Source organism: Streptomyces sp. NPDC048383, from assembly GCF_040651775.1.
Classification (GTDB): domain Bacteria; phylum Actinomycetota; class Actinomycetes; order Streptomycetales; family Streptomycetaceae; genus Streptomyces.
Genome location: NZ_JBEZKS010000113.1, coordinates 1 through 10,638, shown reverse-complemented (window position 1 = coordinate 10,638; position 10,638 = coordinate 1). Strand labels below are relative to the sequence as shown.

General features: G+C 69.9%; 11 protein-coding genes. 7 read left to right on the top strand and 4 right to left on the bottom strand.

The window, feature by feature from the left end:
- Window positions 1–140: 140 nt before the first annotated feature.
- On the bottom strand, window positions 141–2,372 hold the full coding sequence (katG, locus tag AB0D46_RS37865; protein WP_362884564.1) for a catalase/peroxidase HPI: 2,232 nt from the start codon (window positions 2,370–2,372) through the stop codon (window positions 141–143).
- Between the two features lie 264 nt (window positions 2,373–2,636).
- Between katG and AB0D46_RS37860 the strand changes: the two genes are divergently transcribed.
- The 4 genes from AB0D46_RS37860 (at window position 2,637) to AB0D46_RS37845 (ending at window position 6,773) form a co-directional block, all read left to right on the top strand.
- Window positions 2,637–3,050, top strand: a complete 414-nt coding sequence (locus AB0D46_RS37860; RefSeq protein ID WP_362884563.1) for a Fur family transcriptional regulator — start codon at window positions 2,637–2,639, stop codon at window positions 3,048–3,050.
- Window positions 3,051–3,569: 519 nt separating this feature from the next.
- Window positions 3,570–4,883: an extracellular solute-binding protein gene (locus AB0D46_RS37855; RefSeq protein WP_362884562.1), complete on the top strand. Its 1,314-nt coding sequence runs from the start codon at window positions 3,570–3,572 to the stop codon at window positions 4,881–4,883.
- A gap of 13 nt (window positions 4,884–4,896) precedes the next feature.
- Window positions 4,897–5,871, top strand: coding sequence for a sugar ABC transporter permease (locus AB0D46_RS37850; RefSeq protein ID WP_362884560.1), 975 nt, complete (start codon window positions 4,897–4,899; stop codon window positions 5,869–5,871).
- A gap of 77 nt (window positions 5,872–5,948) precedes the next feature.
- The gene (locus AB0D46_RS37845; protein WP_362884566.1) at window positions 5,949–6,773 is read left to right on the top strand and encodes a carbohydrate ABC transporter permease; all 825 of its coding nucleotides are present in this window, start codon (window positions 5,949–5,951) and stop codon (window positions 6,771–6,773) included.
- 51 nt (window positions 6,774–6,824) lie between these two features.
- On the opposite strand, the gene AB0D46_RS37840 is transcribed toward AB0D46_RS37845, so the two are convergent.
- Together AB0D46_RS37840 and AB0D46_RS37835 are read right to left on the bottom strand one after the other, a co-directional pair.
- A complete protein-coding gene (locus tag AB0D46_RS37840) occupies window positions 6,825–7,403 on the bottom strand; it encodes an HD domain-containing protein (protein WP_362884558.1) in 579 nt (192 codons plus the stop codon).
- 12 nt (window positions 7,404–7,415) lie between these two features.
- Complete coding sequence (locus AB0D46_RS37835; protein ID WP_362884556.1) at window positions 7,416–8,528, bottom strand: helix-turn-helix transcriptional regulator; 1,113 nt, start codon at window positions 8,526–8,528, stop codon at window positions 7,416–7,418.
- A gap of 119 nt (window positions 8,529–8,647) precedes the next feature.
- On the opposite strand from AB0D46_RS37835, the gene AB0D46_RS37830 reads away from it, so the two are divergent.
- Both AB0D46_RS37830 and AB0D46_RS37825 read left to right on the top strand, forming a co-directional pair.
- Window positions 8,648–8,857, top strand: coding sequence for a hypothetical protein (locus AB0D46_RS37830; RefSeq protein ID WP_362884555.1), 210 nt, complete (start codon window positions 8,648–8,650; stop codon window positions 8,855–8,857).
- Entirely contained in the window at window positions 8,854–8,994 is a 141-nt protein-coding gene (locus AB0D46_RS37825) for a hypothetical protein (protein ID WP_362884553.1), read from the top strand. The genes AB0D46_RS37830 and AB0D46_RS37825 overlap by 4 nt, the downstream gene beginning before the upstream one ends.
- A 166-nt stretch (window positions 8,995–9,160) precedes the next feature.
- Here the strand turns inward: AB0D46_RS37825 and AB0D46_RS37820 are convergent, their stop codons facing one another.
- The gene (locus tag AB0D46_RS37820; RefSeq protein ID WP_362884551.1) at window positions 9,161–9,631 is read right to left on the bottom strand and encodes a DNA starvation/stationary phase protection protein; all 471 of its coding nucleotides are present in this window, start codon (window positions 9,629–9,631) and stop codon (window positions 9,161–9,163) included.
- A 299-nt stretch (window positions 9,632–9,930) separates the two neighbouring features.
- Between AB0D46_RS37820 and AB0D46_RS37815 the strand changes: the two genes are divergently transcribed.
- Window positions 9,931–10,410 carry a peroxiredoxin gene (locus tag AB0D46_RS37815; RefSeq protein ID WP_362884549.1) on the top strand — a complete coding sequence of 160 codons (480 nt, stop codon included), beginning with the start codon at window positions 9,931–9,933 and terminating at the stop codon, window positions 10,408–10,410.
- Window positions 10,411–10,638: the final 228 nt, after the last annotated feature.

Below are 10,638 nucleotides of genomic sequence, written 5' to 3'. Positions count from 1 at the left end.
CCGGGGGGGACCCCTTCCTGTGCTACGCCGACCGGGCGCCGCCGGTAACTTTCTCGCCCACCTCGTTAATGTTGTGCCGGGTGTGTGGTGGGGGGCGTCCGGGGCGGGCCGGAGGACACCGGCCGGCCCGGACGTCACCGTCAGGCCAGGTCGAACCGGTCGAGGTTCATGACCTTGTCCCAGGCGGACACGAAGTCCTTCACGAACTTCGCCTTCGCGTCGTCGCTCGCGTAGACCTCCGCGAGCGCCCGCAGCTCGGAGTTCGAGCCGAACACGAGGTCGGCGCGCGTGCCGGTCCACTTGACCTCGCCGGTGGCCGCGTCGCGACCCTCGAAGGCGTTGCCGTCCCCGGCGACGGCCGACCACGTCGTGCCCAGGTCGAGCAGGTTGACGAAGAAGTCGTTCGTCAGCGTCCCGGGCGTCGTGGTGAGGACCCCGTGCCGTGACTGCTGGTGGTTCGCGCCGAGCACGCGCAGACCACCGACGAGCACCGTCATCTCGGGGGCGCTCAGGTTCAGCAGGTTGGCCCGGTCGATGAGCAGGTACTCGGCCGGCAGACGGTTGCCCTTGCCGAGGTAGTTGCGGAAACCGTCGGCGGCGGGCTCCATCGCCGCGAACGACTCGACGTCGGTCTGCTCCTGTGAGGCGTCCACGCGACCCGGCGCGAACGGGACCTCGACATCGAAACCGGCGTCCTTCGCGGCCTGCTCGACCGCGGCCGCGCCCGCGAGGACGATCAGGTCCGCGACCGAAACCCGCTTGTTCCCGGACGCGGCCGAGTTGAACTCCTCCTGGATCGACGTCAGGGTGCGCAGCACCGTCGCCAGCTGGTCCGGGTCGTTGGCCTCCCACCCGTTCTGCGGCTGGAGCCTCACGCGCGCGCCGTTGGCGCCGCCGCGCTTGTCACTGCCGCGGAACGACGCGGCCGAGGCCCACGCGACGGAGACCAGCTGGGACACCGACAGGTCCGAGCCGAGGATCCGCGCCTTGAGGGCGGCGACGTCGTCGGTGTCGACGAGCTCGTGCGTCAGAGCCGGGAGGGGGTCCTGCCACAGCAGCGTCTCGGTCGGGACCTCCGGGCCGAGGTAGCGCACGAGCGGGCCCATGTCGCGGTGGGTGAGCTTGTACCAGGCGCGGGCGAAGGCGTCCGCGAACTCCGCCGGGTTCTGGTGGAAGCGGCGGGAGATCTGCTCGTAGGCCGGGTCGAAGCGCAGCGAGAGGTCCGTCGTCAGCATCGTCGGCGCGTGGGTCTTCGACGGGTCGTGGGCATCGGGCACGGTGCCCGCGCCGGCGCCGTCCTTCGGACGCCACTGGTGCGCGCCGGCCGGGCTCTTGAACAGCTCCCACTCGTAGCCGAAGAGGATGTCGAAGAAGCTGTTGTCCCAGGTGATCGGGGTGTCGGTCCAGATGCCCTCCAGACCACTGGTGATCGCGTCGCCACCCTTGCCGGTGCCGTACGAGTTCTTCCAGCCGAAGCCCTGCTGCTCCATCGGCGCGGCCTCGGGGTCGTCGCCGACGCTCTCCGCCGGGCCCGCGCCGTGGGTCTTGCCGAAGGTGTGACCGCCCGCGACCAGGGCGACCGTCTCCTCGTCGTTCATCGCCATCCGACGGAACGTCTCGCGGATGTCGCGGGCCGCGGCTATCGGGTCGGGGTTGCCGTTCGGGCCTTCCGGGTTGACGTAGATGAGGCCCATCTGGACCGCGCCGAGCGGGTTCTCCAGCTCGCGGTCGCCGGTGTAGCGCTCGTCGTCGAGCCAGGTGGTCTCCGGGCCCCAGTAGACGTCCTCGTCGGGCTCCCAGACGTCGGCCCGGCCGCCGGCGAAGCCGAAGGTCTCGAAGCCCATCTGCTCCAGCGCGACGTTGCCGGTCAGGATCATGAGGTCGGCCCAGGAGAGGTTCTGGCCGTACTTCTTCTTGACGGGCCACAGCAGGCGGCGGGCCTTGTCCAGGTTCACGTTGTCCGGCCAGCTGTTGAGCGGCGCGAAGCGCTGCTGACCGGCGCCGGCGCCGCCGCGACCGTCGCTGATGCGGTAGGTGCCCGCGCTGTGCCAGGCCATCCGGATCATGAAGGGGCCGTAGTGGCCGAAGTCGGCGGGCCACCAGTCCTGCGAGGTCGTCAGTACCTCGGCGATGTCCCGCTTGACGGCCGGCAGGTCGAGGGAGGTGAACGCCTCGGCGTAGTCGAACTCCTCGCCGAGCGGGTTGGCCACCGCCGGGTTCTTCGCGAGGATCTTCAGGTTGAGGCGTTCGGGCCACCACTGGTGGTTACCGCCGCCCTGCGTCGGGTGCGCGGCGCGCTCGTGCGCGACCGGACAACCTCCACCGCCCCCGTCCTTCGCGTCTACGACGATTGCGTCATGGTTCTCAGACATGGGAATCCTTCCGGACCGGATCACGGTGCTCAGGAACTGCATGTATGCGGAACAGTCGGGGCACAGGGCGCGGGCCCCGGTCGAGCCCGTCGGTGTGGCCTCTCCTGCCGCGCTGGAATCGTCCTGCCCCTTGGCTGTCAATGAATCCGATCCTACGATGGACTCAGTCCAAGTCAAGAAGAACACCAAGCTCCGTGCCACGGGTTCCCGGCCTCCGCCGGCGGTCCTCCGGGAACCCTCCGCCCGACCGAACAGGGTGATGCCATGAGTGACCTGCTGGAACGACTGCGAGGGCGTGGCTGGAGGATGACCGCGCAGCGGCGCGTGGTCGCGGAGGTCCTCGACGGCGAGCACGTGCACCTCACGGCCGACGAGGTGCACGCCCGTGCCGTAAGGAAGTTGCCGGAGATCTCCCGGGCGACGGTCTACAACGCCCTCGGCGAACTGGTCTCCCTCGGCGAGGTCGCCGAAGTCTCCACCGACGGCCGCGCCAAGCGCTACGACCCGAACGCTCACCACCCCCACCAGCACCTGATCTGCACCGGCTGCGGCCTGATCCGCGACGTCCACCCGGCCGGCGACCCCCTCGCCGGCCTGCCGGACGGGGAACGGTTCGGCTTCGCGGTCGCCGAGGTCGAGGTCACCTATCGGGGGCTCTGCCCGACCTGCGCAGGCTGAGGCGCCGCGCCCCCGGCGTTCCCGCACCGCCCGCCGCGCTTCCGCCGTCCCGGAACCGCTCCAAGTCCCGTACCGACCGCCCCGCGCGCCACCGTAGCCACCCGGCCGCCCCCGCCCGCTTCCGCCGTCCCCGGACCGGTGTGCCGGCCGGGGCGGCTCGCGGACCACTCGGCGCCCCGCACGACCGTCGCCGGCCTAGCGACGATGACGGCCGACCGTCCTGCCGACCGTACTGCCCACCGCCCCAAGGGCGTTCGGGCACGCCGTCCCCTTCGTGGCGGTCGCGTCCGGCTGCGCGGTGTTCCGGACCGCCCACCACACCGCCGTCATGCCCGGCGTCCCCGCGGACCTCACGACGGCGGCCCCTTCCGCGTTGCGCAGGATGCTTCGTCCGGTCACAGAGTGGTGGAGACCACTTGTCCCCGGGTTTGAGTCGTTCTAGCCTCCTCCAAGTTGTGCATGACGAAACAGGCGTTGCGCACTGTGCAACGCATTCGCACTCTCTCCCGGGGACCGCCCATGAAGCTCCGCTCCCGCATAGCCGTACCCCTCGCCGCCCTCGCCCTGACCGGAATCACCGCGCTGACGTCCACCGCCTGCGCACCCCAGACCTCCGGCGCCACCTCCTCGAAGGACGAGACGTCCGGCACCCTGCGCGTCTGGCTCTTCCAGGAGGTCAACAACGAGCCGAAGAAGAAGGTCGTCGACGGCGCCGTCGCCGCCTTCACCGGGCAGCATTCCGGCGTGAAGGTGGAGGTCGAGTACATCCCGGTCGAGACCCGCGCCCAGCGCGTCAAGGCCGCGTTCAACGACCCGAAGAGCGCCCCCGACCTGATCGAGTACGGCAACACCGACACCGCCGGTTACGTCAAGGACGGTGGACTCGCCGACATCAGCGCGGAGTTCGCCGCCTGGCCGGAGGCCAAGGACACCGACGGCACGGCCGCCCGGTCGGTCACCGTCGGCGGCAAGGTGTACGGCGCGCCGCTCTTCGTCGGCGTGCGCGCCCTGTACTACCGCACCGACGTCTTCACCGAACTGGGACTGGCGCCGCCGAAGACCCAGGACGAACTGGTCGCCACGGCCAAGCAGATCCGCAAGGCGAAGCCCGAGCTGTACGGGCTGGCCGTCGGCGGCGCCTACACCTACGGAGCCATGCCCTTCATCTGGGCCAACGGCGGTGAACTCGCCGAGGAGAGCGGCGGCACGTTCAAATCGACGATCAACAGCGACGCCGCCCGCAAGGGCATCGAGACGTACACCTCCCTCTTCGGCGACGACAACTGTCCCGCCGCCAAGTGCGCCGCGATGGGCGGCAACGCCACCGTCACCGCCTTCGCCTCCGGCAACGCGGCGATGGCCATCGGCGGCGACTTCAGCCACCGGGCCGTCGAAGCGGGCACGGTGAAGGGCAAGTACGCCGTCGTCCCGCTGCCCGGAGTCAAGGAGGGCGAGATCGCCCCGGCCTTCGCCGGCGGCAACAACATCGGCATTCTCAAGAGCAGTTCGCACCGGACCCTCGCCGTCGACCTGATGAAGCGGTTCGCGGGCAAGGACACCCAGCGCCAACTCTTCGACGCCATGGGCTTCCTCCCCACCTACACAGACGTCCGCGCCGAGGTGGCGCGCAAGGACCCGTTCGTCGAGCCGTTCGTACGGACCCTCACGGCGGGCACCAAGTTCGTGCCGGCCTCCCCGGGCTGGGGACAGATCGACGCCTCGACCGTCCTGCCGACGATGTTCCAGGAGGTCGTCAGCGGCAAGAAGGACGTACCCGCCGCTGCCGGGGACGCGGCGAAGAAGATGGACGCGGCCTTCTCCAGCGCCGGCTGACCGGCCCGCCGACATGACGCACGAAGCAACCGCCCTCGCGCCGCCCGCCACCTCACCGAAGACATCGTCGGCGCCCGCACCCCGAGCGCCGCGCACTCGCGGCGGCGGGCGCCACGGCAGCCGCTGGACCCCCTGGCTCTACCTCGCCCCCGCCCTGCTCGTCCTCGCCGCGCTGCTGGTCTACCCGATCTACCAACTCGGTCTGATCTCCTTCCTCGAATACACCCAGGCCCAGGTCAGCGGTGGTGAACCGACCACCTTCAAGGGGTTCGGCAACTACCGGACCCTCTTCGTCGATCCGCAGTTCTGGCAGGTCCTGCTCGCGACCGTCGTGTTCGCCGCCGCGTGCGTGGTCACCACCCTCGCCGTCGGCTGCGCGCTCGCCGTCCTGCTGACCCGCATCAGGGCGCTCCCCAGGCTCGCCCTGATGCTGGCCGCACTCGGTGCCTGGGCCACCCCCGCCGTCACCGGCTCCACCGTCTGGGTGTTCCTCTTCGACCCGGACTACGGCCCGGTCAACCGGCTGCTCGGCCTCGGGGACTTCTCCTGGACGTACGGGCGCTTCAGCGCCTTCGCCCTCGTCCTCTTCGAGGTCGTCTGGTGCTCGTTCCCGTTCGTCATGGTCACCGTGTACGCGGGCATCAAGGCGATCCCGTCCGAGGTCCTGGAAGCGGCCTCGCTGGACGGCGCCTCCCAGTGGCGGATCTGGCGCTCCGTCATCGCGCCGATGCTGCGGCCCATCCTGATCGTCGTCACCATCCAGTCGATCATCTGGGACTTCAAGGTCTTCACCCAGATCTACGTGATGACCGCCGGCGGCGGCATCGCCGGCCAGAACCTCGTCCTCAACGTCTACGCCTACCAGAAGGCCTTCGCGTCCTCCCAGTACAGCCTGGGCTCGGCGATCGGCGTGGTCATGCTGCTGATCCTGCTGACCGTCACCCTCGTCTACCTACGCCTCATGCGACGGCAGGGAGAAGAACTGTGAGCCCCACCGGCACGCTCCCCACGCGCCCGGCCGTCCGACCGGCCCGGGCGGCCGGATCATCCCCGGCCCGGTTCGGGATCCGCCGCCCCTGGCGGCTCGCGGCCGAGGCGTCCGCGCTGACCGTCGCCGTGGTCGTCGCCTTCCCCCTGTACTGGATGGTGCTCTCCGCCCTCAAACCGGCGGGGGAGATCCAGTCGACCGAGGCCCGCCCGTGGACCCTCGCCCCGTCCCTGGACTCGTTCCGCCGCGTCTTCGAACAGCAGGAGTTCGGCCGCTACTTCCTCAACAGCCTGTTCGTCGCCGGCTCCGTGGTCCTCGCGTCCGCCCTGATCGCGTTCCTCGCGGCGACCGCCGTCACCCGCTTCAAGTTCCGCTTCCGCACGACGCTGCTCATCATGTTCCTGGTGGCGCAGATGGTGCCGATCGAGGCCTTGACGATCCCGCTCTTCTTCCTCATGCGGGACACCGGCCAGCTCAACACCCTCTGGTCGCTGGTGCTGCCCCACATCGCCTTCTCGCTGCCGTTCGCGATCTGGATGCTGCGCGGCTTCGTGAAGGCGGTCCCGGAGGCGCTGGAGGAAGCGGCGTACATCGACGGCGCGAGCCGCACCCGCTTCCTGTGGCAGATCCTCTTCCCGCTGGTCTTCCCCGGGCTGGTGGCGACGAGCGTCTTCTCCTTCATATCCACCTGGAACGACTTCCTCTTCGCCAAGTCGTTCATCATCAGCGACACTTCCCAGTCGACCCTGCCCATGGCCCTCCTGGTGTTCTTCAAACCGGACGAGAACGACTGGGGCGGCATCATGGCCGGCTCCACGATCATGACCCTGCCGGTCCTGATCTTCTTCGTCCTGGTCCAACGCCACCTGGTCTCAGGCCTCGGCGGCGCGGTGAAGGACTGACCCCCACCCCCTCCCGCCCCGGCCGGCGGGAGGGGGCTCCGGGTCGGCAGGTCAGGTCTTCTCGCCGATGGCCACGCGCAGCCAGTCCAGGGGCCCCTGCTCCAACAGCTCGTCGGCCAGTCGCCGACCGGTCTCCGTGGTGAGCCGCGCCTTGCTGTTGTCGATCCACCGCTGCGCGTTCACATGGCCTTGGGCCTTGTACTCCAGACCCTGGAGCATGCACTCCAGTTTGTCGGCGTCGCGGGCACAGACCGCCTCCGCCGAGTCGTTGCCCTCGTACTCGGAGACCAGGTCCCGGATCGTCGAGGCCAACAGGTCGGGCATCCCGGCCGTCTGGTCGGCGGTCACCGCCTGGGGGTCGGCCGTTGCCGAGTACTTCTTGCCGAGGTGGTTCACGTCGCCGGTACGCGTCTCCTGGGTGTCGTGCCAGACGGCCAGGAAAGCGGCCCGCGCCGGATCGGCCCCCTCCAGCCTCGCGATGATCGACGCGATGAGGGAGGTCCGCCAGGAGTGTTCGGCCACGCTCTCCGGCTGCGTGATGCCCGCCATCCACCAGCCCGTGCGACGAGCGTGCTTGAGCGTGCCCGCCTCGTAGAGGAATCGGGCGACCGCGGACAGGTCGTCAGCCACTGTGTCTCTCCTTCACGCCTCGGCGAGGCGGATCGCGTACCGAATGCCTTCGAGCTCTCGCCGCGCGCACTTCGAGGGCCCGGTGCCATCCAACAGCAGGGGAAGCCTCTCCCGCAGGGCGCCCATGGCTTCGGAAGTCCGCAGGAGTCCGGGGCGTGCGGCCAGGAGGGCCCAGATGGTGTGGATGTTCAGCTCGAAGAACCCACGGTCGGGGACGAGTCCGGTGACAAGGTGCTGGAGCAGCTTGTGGCCGTGCCAGGTGGGCGCGCCGGTGGTGGCGATGAAGTCGTCCGAAAGCTCGAGGTGCGGGCTCTCACCGATCCAGTAGGCCCAGTAGTTCAGGTTGGCGGCTTCACCCGCATGGTCATCGTCCAGGGTGGTGGCGATGAAGTGCCGCATGCGGTCACCGTCACCCTGCCGAGCCGCGACAGCCGCTACAGAGCGAGTGGTGAGCCACCTGGTCAGCCAGTCCTGCGGACGTTGGTCGTGCTGTTGCCGACCCAGCCACTCGGGAGTGTCGGGCTCCTCGTCATAACCGGCGAGGTAGAGCGCTTGGCGGTGTAGGAGGAAGTCACCGCCGCGCGCCTCCTCAGCTGTTCGTCGCATCCGTCGGAAGAACCGGCGCCGGTCGTCCGCCGACAGCTCGGGCCGGGTCGGAGCGGGACCGCGCCGAGGCCGACCCGAGACGCCAAGTCCACGCATGGGTTCGGGCGTGACACCGTTCAGCGGCCAGACCAGAACTTCGACGAGATCGCGTTGTATGACCCACGCGCCCAGAGGGCTGTCGCAGGTGGCTCCTTCATCGGTGAGGGCATCGGCGAGGAGGACATCCGCCTCCAGCCCCCTGTCGAGGGCTCGGAGCAGCGCGGGGCTCACACCCATGCGCATCAGAAGATGTCGGTGCAGCAGCTTCTGGCCCACGGTCAACGAGGTCAGGGGACGTCGTCCCGATTCCCAGCCGGCAATCGTGTCAGTCGACACCTTGAAGGCGTCGGCCAGTGACTGCTGGGTGTGGTCCAATTCCTCGCGGATCACGCGGAACACATACCCGGACACCATGCCGGTGCGACTGCGGTTGGCGGTTCCCCGACTGCGGGTCAGGGTGGTCCGGTCGTCACGACCCATGGCGCGTCCTCTGCTGGCGGGGGCCCCAAACTACCGGTACCCAGGGTCACTTCGCGCGCGTTGTCCGGATATCTAGGCTCGTTCCACCACCCGCTGACGACGATGGGGAGCCCAGAACGATGCCCGAGGTGTACGAGTACGTCCCGCACGCCCTCCTGCGCAAACGCGTCCGGGACATTCCTTCCGGCGCCGAGGGCGAGCTGATGGCGGTCGTCCGTGAGAACGTGGCGGACACCGGCGCCGAGCGGTGGGTGGACCTCGCCTACGTCCGGCTGCCGTCCGGCCGCGAGTTCTCGACCCTCGTCGACAACATCGAGGCGACAGCGTGACCGGCAAGACCCCCGCCGAGGCCCGCCGCGGCTGCCCGCACTGCGGCGCCACCCCCGTTCCAGGGGGCGGCCCCGAGGGCGGCGCGACGATCCACGCGAAGGGCTGCCCGCGCGGCGGGCGCACGGGGATTCGCTGACCGCCGACCGGCGCCCTCCGAACTCTGCGCCACAGGCAATCCCCAGCGGGCCGGCACGCGATGGCGCCGAGACTGGAACGATCTCGCGCAAGTACCCCAGCGGTCGCTTCCGGCATGGAAGTGCCCCGACCGCCGAACGGCGGTCGGGGCACTGTTGCGCTTCGGCTCAGGCGCTTTCGGCCTGGAACATCCAGTGGTGCTTTTCGAGGTCGCCCGTCAGGCCGATCAGGATGTCCTCGGTGACCGGGTCGGCGTCGCCCGTCGCCTGGATGCGCTCGCGCATGCGGGTGATCACCGCAGCGAGGCCGTCCACGAGGATCTTGACGGCGTCCACGTCCTTCACCCAGCCCTCCTTCACGCCGGCGATCGCGCTGGTGGAGGCCACCGTCGCGGCGCGGCCGTCGGGGGAGACCCCGAGGGCGGAGGCGCGCTCGGCGACCACGTCGGAGTGGGTGCGGGCCGAGGTGACGACGTCGTCGAGCTGGAGGTGGACCGAGCGGAACCGCGGGCCCACGACGTTCCAGTGCACCTGCTTGGCGACGAGGGAGAGGTCGACGAGGTCCACCAGGGCGCCTTGCAGGGCGTCGCCCACGATCTTCAGGTCGGCGTCCTTGAGGGAGCTCTTCACGATGGCCACTGGGAATCTCCACTTCGCGATGTCGTCGACCGTACGTCCATCCCCTCGGGGCGGCGGAGTCGGCGAACACGGTGTCTCGGTCGAAACCTCGCCTACCCACCCCAGACGGGAGGAAACAGCCAAGAACCAGCCAGCCGATGCGCGAACCCGGCACACACCCGTCCCCCCGCCCCCGGGGGTCCCGTACCGAACGGTCGGCACGGGTGCGCACAATGGCTGCCGACGCGTCAACGACCGACGCGACGCCTCACCGACCGACGCGCGGTGACGCGACACCGACTACGGAAGGAACCACCGCCATGGGCCGTACTCCCGCAGTGGGGGACATCGTGGGCGACTTCTCCCTGCCCGGGGGAGTCCTGCTCCAGGACCGGTTCGAACGCTCCGACTACGCCCTCGCGGACCACCGCGGAAAGCCCGTGGTCCTGGCCTTCTACCCCGGCGACAACACCCCCGTGTGCACCCGACAGCTGTGCTCCTATTCCGACGGTCTCGACGGGCTCCGGGCGTCCGGCGCGACCGTCTGGGGCATCAGCCCTCAGGACGTCGACAGTCACGAACGCTTCGCCCGTGACCGTGACCTGCGCATTCCCCTGCTCGCGGACGAGGGGCGGACCGTGGCCCGCGCCTTCGGCATCGACGCCCCGCTGATCGGTCTGCGACGGTCCGTGTTCATCGTCGCCCCCGACGGCCGCCTGCACTGGAAGCGCGTCGGCGCGGTCGGCGCCACCTTCCCCGCGCCCGAGGTGCTGAGCCGGCGGCTCGCCGGCGTCGGGTGATCGAGCAGCACGTAACCAGGCAGCACGTAACCAGGCAGCACCTAACCAGGCCGCACGTAACCCGGTAGCACGCAATCCGCCAGCACATGCCCCCGGTAGCACCGCGCCCCGCGCACGAGTGTGGGGGGGGGCCGCCCCCCCCCCGGGGCCCCCCCCCCCCCCCCCGCGGGCGGGGGGGGTTGTTGGCCCGGCCCGCACCGAGCGGGAGGGACCACGAGCGCAGACCAG

Excerpts from the sequence above, each read along its gene's own strand:
- AB0D46_RS37815 (WP_362884549.1), top strand. The coding sequence starts at position 9,931 with ATGGGCCGTACTCCCGCAGTGGGGGACATCGTGGGCGACTTCTCCCTG.
- AB0D46_RS37850 (WP_362884560.1), top strand. The coding sequence starts at position 4,897 with ATGACGCACGAAGCAACCGCCCTCGCGCCGCCCGCCACCTCACCGAAG.
- katG (WP_362884564.1), bottom strand. The coding sequence starts at position 2,372 with ATGTCTGAGAACCATGACGCAATCGTCGTAGACGCGAAGGACGGGGGC.
- AB0D46_RS37860 (WP_362884563.1), top strand. The coding sequence starts at position 2,637 with ATGAGTGACCTGCTGGAACGACTGCGAGGGCGTGGCTGGAGGATGACC.
- AB0D46_RS37855 (WP_362884562.1), top strand. The coding sequence starts at position 3,570 with ATGAAGCTCCGCTCCCGCATAGCCGTACCCCTCGCCGCCCTCGCCCTG.
- AB0D46_RS37835 (WP_362884556.1), bottom strand. The coding sequence starts at position 8,528 with ATGGGTCGTGACGACCGGACCACCCTGACCCGCAGTCGGGGAACCGCC.
- AB0D46_RS37830 (WP_362884555.1), top strand. The coding sequence starts at position 8,648 with ATGCCCGAGGTGTACGAGTACGTCCCGCACGCCCTCCTGCGCAAACGC.